Below are 18,927 nucleotides of genomic sequence, written 5' to 3' on the forward strand. Positions count from 1 at the left end.
CGCATGTGGTTCAAGAATCTGCAACTGTACCGTCTGGCCAAGGACAAACCACTCGCTGACAGCGCCGCTTTTGAATCGGCCTTGACCGGATTCGTTCTCTCGCCATGCAGCGCCTGTGACCCGCAAAGCCTGGGCTGGGTCGCACCGACCGAAACTGGCGCCCTGCTGCACAGCGTCAATCGGCAATGGCTGCTGGCCCTTGGCGTCGAAAAACGCCTGCTTCCCGCTTCGGTCGTCAAACAGTTCGCCAACGACCGCGCCAAGCAAATCGAGGAAGCCGAAGGCCGGCGCGTCGGACGCAAGGAAATGCGCGACCTGCGCGAGGCCCTGCAGGTTGAACTGATGCCGCGCGCCTTCGTGCAGCGCCGCAGCACCTTCGCCTGGATCGACCCGGTTAACGGCTGGCTGGCCGTCGATGCCGCCGCGCCCGCCAAGGCCGACGAGCTTCTTGAGCATCTGCACAAAAGCATCGATGGCTTCGGCGCCCGTCTGCCGGCGACGCAGGTCTCCGCGCTCTCGGCGATGACCGCCTGGGTCGCGGCCGGAGAGGCACCGCATGGATTTACCATCGATCAGGATCTCGAGCTGCGCTCACCTGACAATGCCGTGGTGCGTTACGCCAAGCACACCCTGGAAGGCGACGAGGTTCGTCAGCATATCGCCCAAGGTAAGGTGGTCACGCGCCTGGCGCTGACCTGGCGCGACAAGATTTCCTTCGTGCTCAATGACAAGCTGCAAATCAAGCGCCTCGTTTTCCTCGACATCCTCAAGGAACAATCGGATGGACAATCGGAGAACGAGGCCGAACGCTTCGACCTCGACTTCACGCTGATGACCGGTGAACTCGCCGAATTGGTGGCCGACCTCATGCTCGCTCTCGGTGGCGAAGCGGCGGCTTAAGACTCGCCCCGGAAGCATATATAATTGATTGTTTGACTCTTCAGGCCGGAAAACACATGGAAGCAGAACAGCTCAACGCCATCGCCAACCGCCTTGCCGACCTCGCCCAGCGCGGGGCCGAGCTTCGGAGGTATCTTTGACTACGATCAGAAATCTGATCAGCTGAAAGCCGTCTCGCGCGAACTCGAAGACCCGTCCGTCTGGGACAACGCCGAACGCGCGCAAGAACTCGCCAAGGAAAAGAAATCCCTGGAGAACGTCGTTCTGACGCTCGACCGCGTCGCTGACGGGCTCAAGGATGCCGACGAGCTGTTCGCCATGGCACGCGAAGAGAACGACGACGATACGCTGCATGCCGTGAATGCCGACCTCGACGGCATCGAGAAGGAAGTCTCGGGGCTCGAATTCCGCCGCATGTTCAATAATCCGGCCGACCCGCTCAACTGCTTCATCGACATCCAGGCCGGCGCCGGCGGCACCGAAGCCCAGGACTGGGCGTCGATGCTGCTGCGCATGTATGTCAAATACGGCGAGCGCAAGGGCTACGGCGTCGAAGTGCTGGAAGAGTCGGAAGGCGACGTCGCCGGCATCAAGACCGCGACGATCAAGCTCACCGGCGAATATTGCTTCGGCATGCTGCGCTCCGAAACCGGCATCCACCGTCTGGTGCGCAAGTCGCCCTTCGACTCCAACGCCCGCCGCCACACCAGCTTCTGCTCGATCTTCGTCTATCCCGAAATCGACGATTCCTTCGAGATCGAGGTCAACCCTGCCGACCTGCGCGTCGACACCTACCGCGCCTCGGGTGCCGGTGGTCAGCACATCAACAAGACCGACTCGGCGGTGCGCCTCACGCACATCCCGTCGGGCATCGTCGTGCAGTGCCAGAACGATCGCTCGCAGCACCGTAACCGAGCCGAGGCCATGGCCATGCTCAAATCGCGGCTGTACGAAGCCGAGATGCGCAAACGTCAGGCCGAACAACAGAAACTCGAGGACGCCAAGACCGACATCGGCTGGGGCCACCAGATTCGTTCCTACGTACTCGACCAGTCGCGCATCAAGGATTTGCGCACCAACGTCGAAATCGGCAACACGCAGAGCGTGCTCGACGGCGATCTCGACCAGTTCATCGAAGCGAGCCTGAAACAGGGCGTCTGACCCCAAAACCAAACGATCGCCTGTCACCTTACCGAACGAGACACCCATGTCCGAAAACACTACCCCCACCCCGGCCGTCGAACAGGACGAAAACCACATCATCGCCGAGCGTCGCGCCAAGCTCGCCGAATGGCGCGCCAGCGGGACCGCTTACCCGAACGACTTCTCGCGCGAAAACTACGCCGCCAAGATCACCGAGGCCTACGCCGAAAAAACCGGCGAGGAACTCGAAGCTGCGCCGGTTGAGGTCAAGGTCGCCGGCCGCGTTATGCTCAAGCGCGTGATGGGCAAAGCGTCCTTCATCACCATCTCCGACATGTCGGGCCGTATCCAGGTTTACGTCGCCAAGGACAAGGTCGGTGAGGACGTCTATACCGCCTTCAAGCGCTGGGACATCGGCGACATCGTCGGTGTCGTCGGCCCGATCTTCCGCACCAAGACGGGCGAACTGACCGTTCAGGCCAATGAGATCCGACTGCTCTCCAAGTCGCTGCGCCCGCTGCCGGAAAAATTCCACGGCCTGACCGACCAGGAACAGAAATACCGGATGCGCCACCTCGACCTGATCATGAACGAGCAGTCGCGCTTCACTTTCATGGCGCGCAGCCGGATGATCCAGTCGATCCGCAACTACATGTGCAGCCACGGCTTCCTGGAAGTCGAAACGCCGATGATGCACCCGATCCCCGGTGGCGCTTCGGCGCGTCCGTTCAAGACGCATCACAACGCGCTCGACATGGAGCTCTACCTGCGCATCGCGCCCGAGCTCTACCTCAAGAAGCTGGTCGTCGGCGGCTTCGAGAAGGTCTTCGAGATGAACCGCAACTTCCGCAACGAGGGGATGAGCCCGCGCCACAACCCCGAGTTCACGATGATGGAGTTCTACGAGGCCTACTCGGAATACCACAAGCTGATGGACTTCACCGAAGGCTTGCTGCGCCAGGCGGCGCGCGAAGCGCTGGGCACCGAGGTCTTCGAGTACCAGGGCCGCGCGCTCGACCTCTCCAAACCCTTCGACCGTCTGACGATGGTCGAAGCGATCATCAAGTACCACCCGAAGTACACCCGCGAGCAACTGAACGACGCCGACTGGCTGCGCCAGAAGCTCAAGTCGATGCACGTCGAACTCAAGCCCGGCATGGGCCTCGGCACCTTGCAGCTCCTGATGTTCGAGGAAACCGCCGAAGCCGATCTGTGGGACCCGACCTTCATCGTCGACTATCCGGCAGAAATCAGCCCGCTCGCCCGCAGCAGCAACCACGACCCGGAAATCACCGAGCGCTTTGAACTGTTCATCGTCGGCCGTGAGATCGCCAACGGCTTCTCCGAGCTCAACGACCCGGAAGTCCAGGCCGAACGCTTCATGGCCCAGGCCAAGGCCAAGGATGCTGGTGACGAAGAGGCGATGTACTACGATGCCGACTTCATCCGCGCTCTCGAATATGGCCTGCCGCCGACCGGCGGTTGCGGCATCGGCATCGACCGCTTGGTCATGTTGCTCACCGATTCGGCCAACATCCGCGACGTCATTCTCTTCCCGCAGATGCGTCCGGAGTAAGTTTGCAGCCTGCGGCGCCAAGATAACGAAGCGCCAAAGAAAAACCGCGCCGTCCAGACGGCGCGGTTTTTTTCATCCGTAGTGTCGGCGAGAGGACAGGCTGGCGCTAGACAAACAGGTCGTAGACGATCGTCGCCACAACGGCCAGCAGGGCGAGCGCACCGGCCGACAAGCCCAGTTGCTCGAGACGGGGCAAGGTACGGCCGACGACGACCTCGACCGGAACTGACGTCTGTTCAAGCACTTCGTTGGTCACCGAAGACTCGAGCATGCGGGTCAGTGAATTCTTCCGCGCCGTCCCCATTACGATCAGGTCGCACTTGAGTCGTTTCGCCGTCGCAACGATCACCTCGGCGCTCGGCCCGTGCTCGACATGCTCGACAAAGGCAATGCCGTGCTGCGTCAGCAAGGAACGGCTTGCGCGCAAGGCTTTCCTGGCCTGCTCCCGATGCCAGCTTTCAAGCGCCTGCGGACTGACGAAACGCGTCATGTACTGCGACATGATCGGCCTGACAGTCAGCAGATGAAGATCGAGCGGCCCTTCGTTCGGATAGTCGCGCACGATTCGGCGCACGGCCTGGAGCGAACTGGGCGAACCGTCGACCGGCACCAGCACGGCTTGCCGCTCCTTATCTGCCACCCCGCCCTTCGTCCGGCACAGGCTCGAGAACTCGGCGAGACGGGCGCTGATTCTCGCCTCAAGATGCAGATGATTCTTCCAGAAGCCGGCCAGCAGGACGCCAACGACGATCACCCCATAGATCAGCGGCACGATCAGCGCGTGGCGGTGGACCGCTGCCGAAATCAGGGGCTCGCTGACGATCATTTTGGCTGCGGTCCAGGCCAGCACTGCCGCACCAAAATAAATGATGGCGGGGTAACGCTCGACGTAACGCAGGATCAGCCCGCTCCCCCAGATGACGATCGGAACGCTGATCAACAGTCCGATCACCACCAACAAAGCGCTTCCGTGCGCCGCACCGGCGACTGCGAGGACATTGTCGAGCCCCATGATGGCGTCGGCGACGACGATGGTCCGCATCGCCCCCCAGAAACTGCTCGCGGCATCGACCTGAGCATGACCGTGCCCGGGCTCCTCGGGCAGCAAAAGTTTATAGGCAATCCAAATGAGCAAGGCTCCGCCCACGCCAAGCAGTCCGGGCACTTTAAGCAGCCAGACGACGATCAGGGTCATCGCGATACGCACCGCGATTGCCCCGGCCATCCCCCAGAGAATCGCCCGCCGTTGCAGATGCTTGGGCACGTTGCGTGCGGCCAAGGCAATCACAATGGCGTTATCCCCGGCAAGCATCAGGTCGATCACGATGATCGCAAACAGAGCAGACAGGAAATCTGTACTCAAAAAATCCATATGCAATCCACCAATAGTACAAATCCCATTCGAGTATGAACAATCATCCCGACAAACGAAAATTGAATCTCGGCATGATTTTTATCGTTGCACCCAGCGTAAACGACAAATCCTCGACCAATCCATTATGTTTTCGAATGGAACTTTTCCTGATATGATTGACGTGTTCGTTTAAATGATCGCCACCAAAAGTGTGCAATCCTCTTCAGCGGACGCTTTGCCGGTTACGACCGGCAGCCCTCCAAAGGGGAGTAGCCTCGACAGAGCAGTCTGTTGCAACGCGGTCGTCATGACGAGCATCGCTCCGGACGCGTTGGCACACAAATGTGCTGGCAAGACCTTTGCCCCAGTATTCGGCCTAACGTTTAAGGCCTGCTACCCGGGGATGCGCGCCGTACGCGGCGCGTAACGGAAGCCAGATCCGCCAGGATTTTCCGGGCGGAGCAGACGGACTCTTTTGGAGAAACTTGGTATGCCTTTGAACCGCGTCCAGCGCTACCTCAAGCACGGCTCACTCCCGCAACTCGCCGTCTTTGAGGCCTGCGCCCGCCTCGGAAGTTTCACCCGCGCCGCCGAAGAACTGCACATGGCGCAACCGACCGTTTCGACTCAAATTCGCAAGCTCAGCGAAACCATCGGCCTCCCGCTTTTCGAACAGATCGGCAAACGCATTCACCGCACAGAAGCCGGCCACCTTCTCTACGAAGCCTGCCTGACGATTTTCCGCACGGTCGAGGACATGGAAAACAGCCTCGAGGATCTGCGCGGACTGAACACCGGTCGCCTGCGCCTGTGCGTCGGAACCACTGGCAAGTATTTCGCGCCTCACCTGCTCGCGGCCTTCGTGCAGCGCCACAAGGGCATCGAAGTCTCGCTCGAAGTCTGCAACCGGCGCGGCATGCTTGACCGCCTGGCGGCCAATCTCGACGACCTCTACATCTTTGCCCACCCGCCCACGGATCAAAACCTCGTCCGTCAGCCCATCCTGCCCAACCCCATGGTGTTCTTCGCCCACGCCGACCATCCGCTGGCCAAGGAAAAGAACATCCCGTTCGCCCGCATCGCCGAAGAGCCCTTCCTGATGCGCGAACAGGGTTCGGGATCGCGCATGGTGATTAACGACCTCTTCGCCCGCGCCGGCCTCGCTCCCAAGATTCGCATGGAGTTGTCCGCCAATGAATCGATCAAGGAAGCGATCATGGCCGGACTGGGCGTCGCCTTGCTGTCACGCCGCACGCTCGGACACGAGGCCGACGAGTCCGAACTGAGCATCCTTGACGTCCAGGGCTTCCCGCTTGAACTCAGCTGGCACATCGTCTACCCGGTGGGTAAGCAGATTTCCGCCGTCGCGCGAACCTTCATGGATTTCGTGCGCGCTGAAGCCAATACCCTGATCGACCTGCAGAACCAGCGCCAGACGGGCTCGATCGCGGAGCGTCTGGCCGCCTGACCGCGCAACCGCACAATCCGCGTCCGCAACGCCCCGCTCGCGCGGGGCGTTTTCTTTTTTAATTGGCATATGACCGAGGGTTCTTGCGGGTTGCCGGCCAGGTGTTACCATCGCATTTTTGTTGGCACGCACCCCGCCCCGGGAGACTCCGCATGAAACTCGAAACCCTCGCCCTGCACGCCGGCTACAGCCCGGAAGCAACCACCAAGGCCGTCGCCGTACCGATTTACCAGACGACCTCGTACTCCTTCGACAACACCCAGCACGGCGCCGACCTCTTCGACCTCAAGGTCGCGGGCAACATCTACACCCGGATCATGAACCCGACCCAAGATGTGCTCGAGAAGCGCATCGCGGCGATCGAGGGCGGCGTCGGCGCGCTGGCGCTGGCCTCCGGCATGGCCGCAATCACCAACGCCATCCTCACCATCGCCGAGGCCGGCGACAACATCGTCTCGGCCTCGACGCTCTACGGCGGCACCTACAACCTGTTTGCCCACACCCTGCCGCAATACGGCATCAACGTGCGCTTTGCCGATTACCGCGACCCGGCCAGTTTCGCCGCCCTGATCGACGAGAAGACCAAGGCCGTCTTCTGCGAATCGGTCGGCAACCCGCTCGGCAACGTCACCGACTTCGAAAAGCTGGCCGAGATCGCACACCAGCACGGGGTACCGCTGATCGTCGACAACACCGTCCCCTCGCCCTACCTCTGTCGCCCCTTCGAACACGGTGCCGACATCGTCGTGCATGCCCTGACCAAGTACATCGGCGGCCACGGCAACTCGATCGGCGGCATCATCGTCGACAGCGGAAAATTCCCTTGGGCTGAGCACAAGACCCGCTTCAAGCGCCTCAATGAACCCGACGTGTCCTACCACGGCGTCGTCTACACCGAGGCTCTCGGCTCGGCGGCGTACATCGGCCGGGCGCGTGTCGTGCCGCTGCGCAACATGGGCGCGGCAATCTCGCCGTTCAACGTCTTTCTCTTCCTGCAAGGGCTGGAAACGCTGGCCCTGCGCATGGATCGCATCTGCGAGAACACTCTGGCCATCGCCCGCCACCTGCAGGCGCACGCCAAGGTTTCCTGGGTCAATTACGCTGGTCTGCCCGAGCACCCCGATCACGCCCTGGTGCAGAAATACATGGGTGGCAAGGCCTCGGGCATCCTCACCTTCGGCGTCAAGGGCGGACTCGAAGCCGGCGGCCGCTTCCAGGACGCGCTCCAGTTGTTCACCCGCCTGGTCAACATCGGCGACGCGAAGTCGCTCGCCTGCCACCCCGCCTCGACCACGCACCGCCAACTCTCCCCGGCGGAACTGGCCAAAGCTGGCGTCTCCGAAGACATGATCCGTCTGTCGATCGGTATCGAACACATCGACGACCTCATCGCCGATCTCGACCAGGCGCTTTCCGCCGTATAGAAAGAAGGAGGACCGGCGCATCTCGGCAGGTGCCGGTCCTTGATTCAGCTTCCGCAACACCCGTTCTCGAGAGGCTGGCATGCACGGTACAAAATCCAACGGCAACGGCGATTTCAAGGCTGACCGTTTCGACTTCGACGCTTACGGCGCCTTGCTCGATCGCATCGGCATCGCTCTTTTCGTCTTCTCCCCGGATGTCCCGCAACCGGAATGCAATCGCCGCGCAGCCAAACTCTGCACCCACGGCTCGTTTTCGCGACCGCAGGACAATCAGGCCGTCGATTACACCGACGTTCGCACCTGGGAAACCGCGGCCGACGAGACGCAGCCCCTGCAACTCTGTTTCTCCGATGAAAATGCGCGTCGCCGGCTCATGCTTTGCCACGTCGTCCGTTTCGCAGGGCAACTGATCGTCGCCCTGCGCGAAAGCGACGAAGGCGACCTCGACCCCCTGCTGGCGGTCGATCCGCTCACCTGTGCCTGCCCGCACCTGCATTTCGCCACCCGCCTCGAAAACGAAATCCAGCGCCACCGCCGCTACGGCACGACCTTCTCCGTCGCCGCCATCGAAATCGACGACTTCGAACGCCTCGCCCTGCGCACTGGCGTCAGCGGCGGCATTCCGCTCCTCGCCCGAGTCGGCCGCCTCCTCGTCGCCACCCTGCGCGAAATCGACATCGTCACTCATCATCGAGAGGGCGAATTTCACGTCGTTCTGCCCAACGTCGGCCTCGGCGAGGCGCACGCCGGACTCGAGCGCCTGCGCGCGATCGTCGAAAGCCAGTCGTTCAGCGATCTCGACCAGCACATGACGCTTTGCGGCGGCATCGTCGAATACGCCGGAGAAACGGCGGCCGCCCTGTTCGAACGCTGCCGCCTGCAGCTTGCGCAAGCCCGGACGACGTCGTTGCGCGGTTTTAGCGTCGACCGCGAACTGCTCTGAGCCGACGCGCCACCCGATCTTCGCGCAGACTCAAGACAGCATCGATTTCATGCCAAAGGCAAGGCTTGCCTTACCCCCGGATTGAGCCGGGTTGGCAAGATTCGCCGCCCTCTCCTATATTGCATAGAGTCTCGCCGCCGACAGGCGGCCGGCAGCCCCGTCGCAAAATCAACACAACCGTTCGACGTCAATCGCCGCACGAGGATACGCGATGCCCCTCCATGCACCGCTCTTTATCGAACTCCTGGCGGATCGCCAACTCAATCCGGCCGCGCTGCTGCTGCGCCCGTCGCCAGGAATGCCAAACGCGCTTCTCGAAGAAGCCCCGCTCACATCGGCGCTCGCCGAAATGGCGCACCGCTGGCCGTGCTTCCTGCCCGTGGAAGACGCACCTGCCCCCGAACAGCAGGCGACCTTGCTCGCCGCCGGTTGCCGCGAACCGCCCGGTGCCAGGCAACTCGTCTTCGCCGACGCGCCATGCCCGCCCCCGCTGCGCGAGAACACCGAATGGATCGGCGGACGCTGGTTCCTCGCTCCGCAGCCCGTGTCAAAGGGGCAACACCCGCCGTCGCGCGCACTGGCTCTGCGCCTCTTGCACCTGGTCACCAGCGACGCCGACACCTGCGACATCGAAGCCGTCTTCCGGCAGGACCCGGTTCTGGCCTACCACCTGCTTCGGCTCGTCAATTCACTCGGTGTTGGCGTCGGGCGACCCATCTCCAGCTTCGCCCAGGCCATCCTCATCCTCGGCCGCCAGCAACTCAAGCGCTGGATCAACCTCATGCTGTTCGCGGCCAACCGGGACGACCCACGCGCGCCGATGCTGCTCGCCTTCGCCTCGGTCCGCGCGCGAACGGTCGAACTGCTTGCCCAGGCCAGCGGACTCGAACGCTCGGTGCAGGAGCAGGCCTTCATGGTCGGCCTGTTTTCCCTGCTTGGCACCCTCTTCGGCGAACCGCTCGAGACGCTGCTGGCACGCCTGAGCCTGCCGCCGGCCACGGTCGGCGCCGTCCTGCGCCGCGAGCGCGCCCTGGGCGGAATGCTCAACGCCGTCGAGTTCGGCGAACAACACAAGGCCGAGGCCTTGCGCCAGCAGCTGGATGCCCTCGGGCTCGACCTCATGACCTACACTCAGGCGCAACTCGAAGCGCACGCCTGGATGGCGTGCGTGGTTCATGACGCGCAGGAAAAACGGCATGGATGAGTTCACCCGCCAGCACTGCCTCACGCTCTGCAAGCGTGCGCAGGAAGCGCAAGGCGAGGAACAGTTGCGCCTGCTCCTCGAATTGCGCCAGCAACTGAACATCGCCCACGCCCTCGCGACGACGCCGGAGCCGGACTCTGACGCGACCGACGACCACGGTCCGGACGGCTTACAAGCGCCGGTCATCGGAATGGACAGCGCAGGCTACGTCACGGCCTGGAACCGCGGCGCCCAGCGCCTGTTCGGCTACAGTCCCGAAGAAGCGATCGGCCAGCACATCCTTTTCCTTTATGCCGACGAAGACGGCGATGCCGGGATCCATGAACTTTTCCTCGACCACGGCAGCCCGTTGATCGAGGTCAAGCGGCGCAAGAAATCGGGGGAAGTGTTCCGCGCCAAGCTGGCCCTTACCCACCAGTACAACGACCAGGGCGAGTCTATCGGCCTGTACGCCCGATTTTCGCAGGTTGCCGACAATCTCTCGCCCGAAGAACGGCGTCGCCTGCATTCGAGCATCATCGACGACAGCGACGAAGGCATCCTGATTATCGACCGGCATGAACAGATCGTCTCGGTCAACGCCGCCTTCTCGCGCATCACCGGTTTCACGTCCGGCGAAGTCGTCGGCCAGTCTTGCGCGCTGCTGCTCTCGGGCATGCACGGCAACAACCTGCACGAACTGCTCCACCAAGCCATCCATGCAGGCTGTGCCTGGCACGGCGAGATTGTCGGCAAGCGCAAGAACGGCGAACTGTTTCCCCAATCGGTCTCGATCGGCACGGTGCGCGACAACGCCAATGCCGTCAGCCACGCCTTCGTCATTTTCTCCGACATCAGCGTGCTGCGCGCCACCGAAGAACGCATGAAGCACCTGGTCAACTACGACAGCCTGACCGGCCTGCCCAACCGTTCGCTGTTCGGGCAACTGTTCGCCCAAGCGCTGTCGAGCGCACGACGCGAACAGGAATACGGCGCCCTGCTGGTCATCGACCTCAACCGCTTCGCCTCGGTCAACGACACCCTCGGACACGAGGTGGGCGACGAGTTGCTGCGCCAGGTCGGACAGCGTCTTCGCACCACACTGCGCGAAGAGGACATCCTGGCGCGCATCGGTGGCGACGAATTCGTCGTCGCCCTGGTGCACATCCAGAAACGCGAGCACGGCGGCCTGGTTGCCGAAAAACTCCTGGCCTCGCTCACCTCACCCTTCGTGATCGATTCGCACGCCCTGCACATCGATGCCGCGGTCGGCATCTCCGTCTACCCGGAAGACGGGCACGACGTCACCACCCTGCATCGCAACGCCGACGTAGCGATGAAGCGGGCGCAGAAGAACCGCGACTCGGGCTACCTCTTCTACAGCCCGGAAATGAACCGGCGCGCCAAGGAGCAATGGCAACTCGAAGGCGAGCTGCGCCAGGCGCTCGGCCAGCGACAGCTCGTCCTCCACTTCCAGCCCAAGGCCAGCTTGCGCAGCGGCCGCATGGTCGGCGCCGAAGCGCTGGTGCGTTGGTCGCACCCGACGCGCGGCATGGTCCCGCCGAGCAAGTTCATCGCTCTGGCCGAGGAAACCGGTCTGATCCTGGACGTCGGCCACTGGATTCTCGAAGAAGCCTGCCGGCAGATTCGCGACTGGCTCGACCAGGGCATCAAGCTCGTCCCCATCGCCGTCAACCTTTCGCCGCGCCAGTTCGACCCGCAGCTTCCCGAACGCCTGGCCGGATTGATCGCCCGCCACGCCGTTCCGGTCGAGCTGCTGCGCCTCGAGATCACCGAGAACATGCTCATGCAGGACCCGGAAAAAGTGATCGAAATCATGAACCGTCTCGCCGCGCAGGGGTTCGGCCTGGCGCTCGACGACTTCGGGACCGGCTATTCCAGCCTCGCCTACCTCAAGAAGTTCCCGATCAGTACGCTCAAGATCGACCGTTCCTTCGTCATCGGCGTGCCGCAGGACGAGAACGACTGTGCCATCGCCCAGGCCATCGTCACCATGGGCAAGCAACTGCGTCAGGAGATCGTCGCCGAGGGCGTCGAGACGCGCGAACAGATGAATTACCTGCGCCAGCTCGGCTGCGACCAATTGCAGGGCTACCTCTACAGTCCCCCGTTGGCGACCGCCGAATTCCTCCGCCTGCTCACCGAGGACCGACGCCTGCAGCTCGACGCCTGAGCCTTGCGCCCGCCGTGTCGGGAATTTAAGCCCGGCGTGCTTTCTTCGCCCCCGCTTTGGCGAACTTGATCTTCGGCCGCCCCTTGACCACCTCGCCGATCACCGCTGCGCGTTCGAACCCTTGCTGCAGGAAGAGCGAGAGCACCTCGGTGACGACTTCGGGTGCACAGGCGACGAGCAGGCCGCCGCTGGTCTGCGGATCGGTGAGCAACGCCCGTTCGGCGTCGCCGAAGCGTTCGGGATCGAGCTGCACGGATTTACCATAGGCCGCCCAGTTGCGAGCGGAGGCCCCGGTGACACAGCCGCGTGCCGCGTAATCGAGCGCATTCGGCAGGATGGGAAGCGCCGCATAATCGAGCTGCGCAGCGACGTCGGACGCCTTGCACACCTCAAGCAGGTGGCCGAGCAGGCCGAAACCGGTAACGTCGGTCATCGCATGCACGCCGGCCAGACAGCCGAGCGTCGAGCCCGGGGTGTTGAGCTGCGTCGTCGAAGCGATCATCGTCGCGTAATCATGCGCCGAGAGCTGGCCTTTCTTGTAGGCCGCGCTGTAGAGCCCGACGCCCAGCCCCTTGCCCAGGATCAGCGCGTCGCCCGGCTTCGCGCCGCCGTTGCGGCGCAGGTTGCGCGGGTGTACAAGGCCGATGGCAACCAACCCGTAAATCGGCTCGACCGAATCGATCGTGTGCCCGCCGGCGATCGGAATGCCGGCTGCCGCACACACCGACTCGCCGCCCTCGAGAATGCGCCGGATCGTCTCCATCGGCAGCGTGTTCACCGGCATGCCGACGATGGCCAGCGCAAACAGCGGCGTTCCGCCCATGGCATAGATGTCGGAGATCGCATTGGTCGCCGCGATGCGCCCGAAGTCGTAGGGATCGTCGACGATGGGCATGAAGAAATCGGTGGTGGCGACGATGGCCTGGCTGTCGTTGAGCTGGTAGACGGCCGCATCGTCGCTGGTTTCGATGCCCACCAGCAGTTGCGGCGGAACCAGCTGCGGCGCGGTCTTGGCCAGAATCTGTTCAAGCACGCCGGGCGCGATTTTGCAGCCGCAACCGCCGCCGTGCGAGAGCTGAGTCAGGCGCGGCGTGGCCGCGCTGGCGGCGTTTGTCTTGGCCGGCGAAGCGCCCGTGGCCGATTCGGAATTGCTCATTTTCGTTTTCATGATCGAGAAGTCCATCCTGGTTTACGGCACGCGCCGCAAGCCTCGCGCAAGCCCCGCGAACGACTCGATCCGCGGGAAAAAAAGTAGAGCCATCCTACGTCGAAACCCGCTTTTCCGATAGCCGTCCGCGCCCGCCCGGAACATGTCATCAACATCATTCTTCATTGAACGAAGCTCGGGTGCTCACTCTGCTCGCGTTGCTGCCACAGCAGGGAGGCAAAATCGGCCGGCGGCAGCGGCCGGCTGAAATGAAATCCCTGGATCTCGTCGCAACCGTGCCGGCGCAAGGCTTCGAGCTGCTCGGGCGCCTCCACCCCCTCGGCGACGACGCGCATCTTGAGGCTGTGGCCGAGCCGGATCACCGCCTTGGCGATCGCCCGGTCGTCGCGGTCGTGGGCGATATCACGCACGAAGGACTTGTCGATCTTGAGCCGATCGATCGGGAAGCGCTTGAGGTAGGAAAGGCTCGAATAGCCGGTGCCGAAATCGTCGATGGCGATCTGGATGCCCATCGTCGACAGCCGTTCCAGGGCCTCGACGGCGCCAGCCGCCTCACTCATCACCACGCCTTCGGTCAGTTCGAGCTCGAGATTTTCCGGCGCCACCCCGGTCGCTTCGAGGATGTCACGGATGTGCCGGTCGAGGCGCCCGCTGCGGAACTGGACCGAAGAGATATTGACCGCCACGCGCACCGCAGGCAGCCCGGAGTCCAGCCAGGCACGGCTTTGCCGGCAGGCTTCGTGCAAGACCCAATCGCCGACCGATTCGATCAGGCCGCAGTTTTCGGCCAGCGGAATGAAGCGTCCGGGGGCGAGCAGGCCGAGCCGCGGATGTTGCCAGCGGATCAGCGCCTCGGCACCGACGATGGCGCCGCTTTCCAGGCACAGCTTCGGCTGGTAATGCAGGACGAACTGGCGCAGCTTGATTGCCTGGCGAAGATCGTTCTCGAGCAGGAAGTTCTCGAGCGCGCCCCGGTTGATGTCGCTGGTGTAGAACTCGAACGCGTTTCGCCCCTTGTCCTTGGCGCGGTACATCGCGGCGTCGGCGTGCTTGAGCAGGGTCTCGCCGTCGTTTCCGTCCTGCGGGTAGAGGCTGATCCCGAGCGACGGCGTCACGCCGAGCTCGTGTTCACCAAGCCAACACGACTGGGCAAGCACGTCGAGGACCTTGCGCGCCACCTCGCCGGCGCCCTCGCGCGTGGTGTCGGCGAGCAGGACGACGAACTCGTCCCCCCCCAGGCGCGCCACGGTGTCCATGCGGCGGACGCAGCCCTGAAGGCGTTGCGCCACATCGACCAGCAGGCGGTCGCCGATCGAATGACCGAGCGTGTCATTGACCTTCTTGAAGTGGTCGAGGTCGATGAAGAGCAGCGCCACCTGCGTCTGCTCGCGCTCCGCCGCGACGATCAACTGGCCCAGACGGTCGTGCAGAAGTCGCCGGTTGGGCAAGCCGGTCAGCGAATCGTAGAAAGCCAAGCGGCGGATCGACTCCTGGCTCGCCAGACGCTCGGAAATGTCGGTAGACACCCCGACATAGTTGCAGACCCGGCCGCTCTCATCACGATGCACGCTGATCCGCAGCCAGACGGGGAAAATCTCGCCATCGCGACGCCGGTTCCAGACTTCACCCTGCCAGCGACCGCTCGCCTCGAGCTCGCGCCACATGTTCTGGTAGAACTCGCGCGTATGCCGCCCCGAACGCAAGACCTCCGGCCGGCGCCCGACCACCTCGTCGGCGGCGTAACCGGTCATCGCCAGGAAAGCGCCGTTGGTGGTCACGATGCGCTGCGCCGCGTCGGTCAGAATGATCGCCTCCTGGCTGGCCTCGAAGACGCAGGCGTCGCGCTTGAGCGCCAGCTCGTCGGCCCGGCGCTGGCGGATGTCGCGCAGGATGAGCTGCACATGCACGTCGACGAAGCCGGTCTCGATCGGGCAGGCCCGGACTTCGACAGGCACGGTCTCTCCGGTCGATGCCACCACTTCGGCTTCGAAAGCGCGCACTTCCGCGCCCTCGCCTTCGGCGCCGAGCACCGCCATCGCCTGCACATGCAGCTGCGGACACAGTTGGCACAGATCGGCGCCGCGCAAGGCTTCTCCGGCGCAGGCGAAAAGCTGCTGTGCCGCAAGGTTGGCGGCCACCACCCGACCGCTGCGGCCATCGACCACCAGAATGGCGTCGGGCGCGCCCTCGAAGAGCGACTCGTAACGGCGCACGGCCGCCTTGAGCGCGTGTTCGGTCCGTCTTTCGCGGGTCATGTCGATCGCCGTGCAAACGACCGCCGGCCGCCCTTCGAACACACTGCGTTCGGCGTGCATCTGCAACGGGAAACGCGAGCCATCGCACCGCAGGCCTTCCAACTCGTAAGCCCCGACGTGCTCGCCCTGCGCGCACGCGCGCAGCTTTTCGGCAAAGAAATCACGCTGCTCGGGGACGACCAGATCGAGGCCGCCGCGTACCAAGGCGGCGGAGGCGTCAAGCTCGCCGAACAGGGTATGGAAGGTTCGATTGGCGTTGCGGATCACTTCGTCCTGGAGGACAAAAACACCGACCTGCAGGGCGTCCATCGTCGCCCGGTACATGCCTTCGCGCTCGCGCAGCGCGACTTCGCCGCGCAGCCGGGCGGTGACGTCTAACGCCCACCCGACGATGCGGGCGGGACGGCCGGCGGCATCGGCCTCGACTTGCAGGGCGCACTCGAACCACAGGTCGTCGCCGCCTTTCCGGCGCAGCGGATAATCGACCGTCGTCCGCCGGGACGCGCCGGGATGGCGGCGGCACAACGTCAGGATGTGACGACGCAGGTGGCGGGCGCTGCCGCGGTCGAGACGTTCGTCGAGCACCACGCGCAGGCCTTGCGCGGTCAGCCGCTCGGGCGTGGTCTGATGCAGTTCGGACAAACGCGGGCTGGCAAAGTCGAACCCGCCGCGCCGGCAATCGATGACAAACGCGATGTGCTCGCCGGACACCTCAAGCAGGGCCGCGAGCAAATCTCCATCGCCTTCGCCGGCTTTTCGCCGGGAAGGCATCGCTTCTTCCAACGCCACTCCCCCTCCAGTGCTTTCTTGTTTTTGTATCCCGCCGCGCGTCTTAGTCGGCGTTCTGCCCCGGACGCCAGCGACGCAGGAGCAGAGAATTCGAGACCACCGACACCGAGCTCATCGCCATCGCGGCGCCGGCCACCACCGGATTGAGCCAACCGAAGGCCGCCAGCGGAATTCCGATGACATTATAAATAAAGGCGAAGAAAAGATTCTGCCGAATCTTGCGCACCGTTGCCCGCGACAGGAGGATGGCATCGGCCACGGCGTTGGGGTCGGCACGCACCAGGGTGATGTCGGCCGCCGCGATCGCGGCATCGGTGCCGGCGCCCATCGCCAAGCCGATGTCGGCCGCCGCAAGGGCCGGCGCGTCATTGACGCCGTCGCCGACCATCCCGACGACCAGACCGTCGGCACGCAAGGCCTCGACGACCGCGGATTTGCCGGCCGGCAGGATGCCGGCATGGACTTCGTCTGCGTCGATCCCGGCCTCGTGCGCGATCGCGGCCGCGGTTTGCGGATTGTCGCCGGTCAGCATCACCACCCGCAGCCCCATCGCCTTGAGGCGCGCGACTGCGGCACGCGAGGTGTTGCGCAGCGGATCGGCAATGGCCAGCAAGGCCAGCGGCACTTCGGCCTCCCCCAGCGCGACGACCGTCTTGCCGTCCGCCTGCCAGGTTTTGAGCGCTTCTTGCGCGGCCACGAAATCGCTGCCCTCACCCCCTGCGCCTGCACCGCGCTCCCAATCCCCTTGCCATTCGGGCGCGCCCAACCACAGGGAACGCCCGTCGACGCGCCCCTCAATGCCTTTCCCGGGATGGGCGACAAAGGCATCGACCGGCGGCAAGGCCACGCCGCTCTCGCGCGCGGCACGCAGCAGCGCCAGCGCCAGCGGATGTTCCGAGCCTTGTTCGAGTGCCGCCGCCAGGCGCAGCGCGGCGTGACGGTCGCCGGAGAGGGTTGAAAGAGGCAGGATGTCGGTGACAAAAGGTTCGCCGCGGGTCAGCGTTCCGGTTTTGTCGATCGCCAGTACCGAGAGCCGTTCGGCGCGTTCGAGCGCCTCGGCGTTACGGATCAGGATGCCGGCGTGCGCCCCGAGGCCGCTGCCGACCATGATCGCGGTCGGCGTTGCCAGCCCGAGCGCGCAGGGACAGGCGATCACCAGCACAGCCACGGCATTGATCAGGGCATGGTCGAAGTTGCCGCCGAAGTACCAGCCGGCGACGAAAGTCAGTGCGGCGATGGCACACACCGCCGGCACGAACACCGCCGAGATGCGGTCAGCGAGCCGTTGCACCGGCGCCTTGGACCCTTGCGCTTCGCCCACCAGGCGGATGATTCCGGCGAGCAGGGTTTGCGCCCCCACACCGGTCGCACGGCAGCGCAGCATGCCCTGGCCGTTCTGGGTCGCGGCATAGACCCGCGCGCCGGCGCGCTTGCCCACCGGCATGCTCTCGCCGGTCAGCATCGCCTCATTCACGCTCGAATCGCCGTCAAGCACCTCGCCGTCGACCGGCACCCGCTCACCGGGCCGGACGATGAACTCGTCGCCAGGCACCAGGAGGCCGGCGTCGATCTCGAGCAGCTGGCCGTCGCGCTCGATGCGCGCCGTCTTCGGCTGCAGGCGCACCAGCGCCTCGATCGCTTCGCCGGTGCGCGCCTTGGCGCGCGCTTCGAGCAGCTTGCCGAGCAAGACCAAGGTGATGATGGTCGCCGAAGCCTCGAAATAGACGGGCAGTTCGTGCAACCCCAACAAGGTCACCGCCAGGCTGAAGAAATACGCCGCACTCGTCCCGAGCGCGACCAGCACGTCCATGTTCGCCCCGCCGCCGGCCAGCGCCGCCCAGCCGCCGCGGTAGAAGCGCGCCCCGATCCAGAACTGGACCGGCGTCGCCAAAGCCAGCTGCACGCCGCGCGGCAGCTCAGCGTGAGCGGCACTGAACATGGTCAGCATCTGCGCCAGCAGCGGCAGGGTCAGCGCCGCCGCCACCGCGAAACGGCGCAGGTCGGCGCGAAACGCGGCCGCACGACGGGCGCGCGCCTCGGCCAGCGACAGGTCCTCGGCCAGACGGGCACCAAATCCCGCCGCCTCGATCGCGGCCACCGCGCGCGTGGGGTCGGCAAGGCCGGGAACGTAGCGCACGCGCGCCCGTTCGCTGCCGAAGTTAACTTCGGCCTGCAGGCCGGGAATGGCGTTCAGCGTCTTCTCGATGCGCGCCGCGCAGGCGGCGCAGGACATGCCCTCGATCGCCAGATCGACGGCCTGCTCCGGCACTGAAAAGCCCGCGCCGACGATCGCCTCGACCACGTGCGCGGGCGCCGTCGCTGGATCGTTCAACGTCACCCGTGCCCGCTCGCTCGCCAGATTGACGCTCGCCTCGACGCCTGCCAGCCGGCCCAGCACCTTCTCCAGGCGGGCCGCACAGGAAGCGCAATGCATGCCGGCGACCGGCAGGTCGAGGTGCCGCGTTGGGGCGGGCGGAGGTTCAGCGTGCAGGTTCATGCGCATGGGGTTCCGGAAAAGTTCTGGATGCGT

The 18,927-nt window shown here is 64.3% G+C and carries 12 protein-coding genes; 8 read left to right on the forward strand and 4 right to left on the reverse strand.

The features are described 5' to 3' along the window. Positions 1 to 3: 3 nt before the first annotated feature. The 3 genes from QMB55_RS13545 to lysS all read left to right on the forward strand — a co-directional run bounded on the left by QMB55_RS13545 (position 4) and on the right by lysS (position 3,619). Complete coding sequence (locus QMB55_RS13545; protein ID WP_497589249.1) at positions 4 to 900, forward strand: recombination-associated protein RdgC; 897 nt, start codon at positions 4 to 6, stop codon at positions 898 to 900. A 56-nt stretch (positions 901 to 956) separates the two neighbouring features. Continuing rightward, positions 957 to 2,061, forward strand: a protein-coding gene (gene prfB / locus QMB55_RS13550) for a peptide chain release factor 2 (RefSeq protein WP_497589250.1) whose coding sequence is annotated in 2 segments (ribosomal slippage) — positions 957 to 1,037 and positions 1,039 to 2,061 — 1,104 coding nt in all. Because the reading frame shifts where the segments join, the coding sequence is not laid out codon by codon here. A gap of 46 nt (positions 2,062 to 2,107) precedes the next feature. After that, positions 2,108 to 3,619 carry a lysine--tRNA ligase gene (lysS, locus tag QMB55_RS13555; protein ID WP_497589251.1) on the forward strand — a complete coding sequence of 504 codons (1,512 nt, stop codon included), beginning with the start codon at positions 2,108 to 2,110 and terminating at the stop codon, positions 3,617 to 3,619. A gap of 106 nt (positions 3,620 to 3,725) precedes the next feature. On the opposite strand, the gene QMB55_RS13560 is transcribed toward lysS, so the two are convergent. Further along, on the reverse strand, positions 3,726 to 4,982 hold the full coding sequence (locus QMB55_RS13560) for a YjbE family putative metal transport protein (protein ID WP_497589252.1): 1,257 nt from the start codon (positions 4,980 to 4,982) through the stop codon (positions 3,726 to 3,728). A 481-nt stretch (positions 4,983 to 5,463) separates the two neighbouring features. On the opposite strand from QMB55_RS13560, the gene QMB55_RS13565 reads away from it, so the two are divergent. The 5 genes from QMB55_RS13565 to QMB55_RS13585 all read left to right on the forward strand — a co-directional run bounded on the left by QMB55_RS13565 (position 5,464) and on the right by QMB55_RS13585 (position 12,185). Next, complete coding sequence (locus QMB55_RS13565) at positions 5,464 to 6,441, forward strand: LysR family transcriptional regulator (RefSeq protein ID WP_497589253.1); 978 nt, start codon at positions 5,464 to 5,466, stop codon at positions 6,439 to 6,441. Between the two features lie 152 nt (positions 6,442 to 6,593). Then, positions 6,594 to 7,865, forward strand: coding sequence for an O-acetylhomoserine aminocarboxypropyltransferase/cysteine synthase family protein (locus QMB55_RS13570; RefSeq protein WP_497589254.1), 1,272 nt, complete (start codon positions 6,594 to 6,596; stop codon positions 7,863 to 7,865). Positions 7,866 to 7,944: 79 nt separating this feature from the next. After that, positions 7,945 to 8,808 (forward strand): GGDEF domain-containing protein, encoded by an 864-nt coding sequence (locus QMB55_RS13575; protein WP_497589255.1) that lies wholly within the window; start codon positions 7,945 to 7,947, stop codon positions 8,806 to 8,808. Between the two features lie 211 nt (positions 8,809 to 9,019). After that, positions 9,020 to 10,012, forward strand: coding sequence for an EAL and HDOD domain-containing protein (locus QMB55_RS13580; protein WP_497589256.1), 993 nt, complete (start codon positions 9,020 to 9,022; stop codon positions 10,010 to 10,012). Then, positions 10,005 to 12,185 (forward strand): putative bifunctional diguanylate cyclase/phosphodiesterase, encoded by a 2,181-nt coding sequence (locus QMB55_RS13585; protein WP_497589257.1) that lies wholly within the window; start codon positions 10,005 to 10,007, stop codon positions 12,183 to 12,185. The genes QMB55_RS13580 and QMB55_RS13585 overlap by 8 nt, the downstream gene beginning before the upstream one ends. Positions 12,186 to 12,210: 25 nt before the next feature. Here the strand turns inward: QMB55_RS13585 and selD are convergent, their stop codons facing one another. The 3 genes from selD to QMB55_RS13600 form a co-directional block, all read right to left on the reverse strand. Continuing rightward, positions 12,211 to 13,341 (reverse strand): selenide, water dikinase SelD, encoded by a 1,131-nt coding sequence (gene selD, locus QMB55_RS13590; protein WP_497589258.1) that lies wholly within the window; start codon positions 13,339 to 13,341, stop codon positions 12,211 to 12,213. A gap of 173 nt (positions 13,342 to 13,514) precedes the next feature. Then, positions 13,515 to 16,379 carry a sensor domain-containing protein gene (locus QMB55_RS13595; protein ID WP_497589259.1) on the reverse strand — a complete coding sequence of 955 codons (2,865 nt, stop codon included), beginning with the start codon at positions 16,377 to 16,379 and terminating at the stop codon, positions 13,515 to 13,517. A gap of 61 nt (positions 16,380 to 16,440) precedes the next feature. After that, positions 16,441 to 18,900: a heavy metal translocating P-type ATPase gene (locus tag QMB55_RS13600; RefSeq protein WP_497589260.1), complete on the reverse strand. Its 2,460-nt coding sequence runs from the start codon at positions 18,898 to 18,900 to the stop codon at positions 16,441 to 16,443. Positions 18,901 to 18,927: the final 27 nt, after the last annotated feature.

This window comes from Propionivibrio sp. (assembly GCF_041441355.1).
Classification (GTDB): domain Bacteria; phylum Pseudomonadota; class Gammaproteobacteria; order Burkholderiales; family Rhodocyclaceae; genus Propionivibrio.

Coding starts and splice junctions, on each gene's coding strand:
- QMB55_RS13545 (WP_497589249.1), top strand. CDS start 4: ATGTGGTTCAAGAATCTGCAACTGTACCGTCTGGCCAAGGACAAACCA.
- lysS (WP_497589251.1), top strand. CDS start 2,108: ATGTCCGAAAACACTACCCCCACCCCGGCCGTCGAACAGGACGAAAAC.
- QMB55_RS13565 (WP_497589253.1), top strand. CDS start 5,464: ATGCCTTTGAACCGCGTCCAGCGCTACCTCAAGCACGGCTCACTCCCG.
- QMB55_RS13570 (WP_497589254.1), top strand. CDS start 6,594: ATGAAACTCGAAACCCTCGCCCTGCACGCCGGCTACAGCCCGGAAGCA.
- QMB55_RS13575 (WP_497589255.1), top strand. CDS start 7,945: ATGCACGGTACAAAATCCAACGGCAACGGCGATTTCAAGGCTGACCGT.
- QMB55_RS13580 (WP_497589256.1), top strand. CDS start 9,020: ATGCCCCTCCATGCACCGCTCTTTATCGAACTCCTGGCGGATCGCCAA.
- QMB55_RS13585 (WP_497589257.1), top strand. CDS start 10,005: ATGGATGAGTTCACCCGCCAGCACTGCCTCACGCTCTGCAAGCGTGCG.
- selD (WP_497589258.1), bottom strand. CDS start 13,341: ATGAGCAATTCCGAATCGGCCACGGGCGCTTCGCCGGCCAAGACAAAC.
- QMB55_RS13595 (WP_497589259.1), bottom strand. CDS start 16,379: ATGCCTTCCCGGCGAAAAGCCGGCGAAGGCGATGGAGATTTGCTCGCG.
- QMB55_RS13600 (WP_497589260.1), bottom strand. CDS start 18,900: ATGCGCATGAACCTGCACGCTGAACCTCCGCCCGCCCCAACGCGGCAC.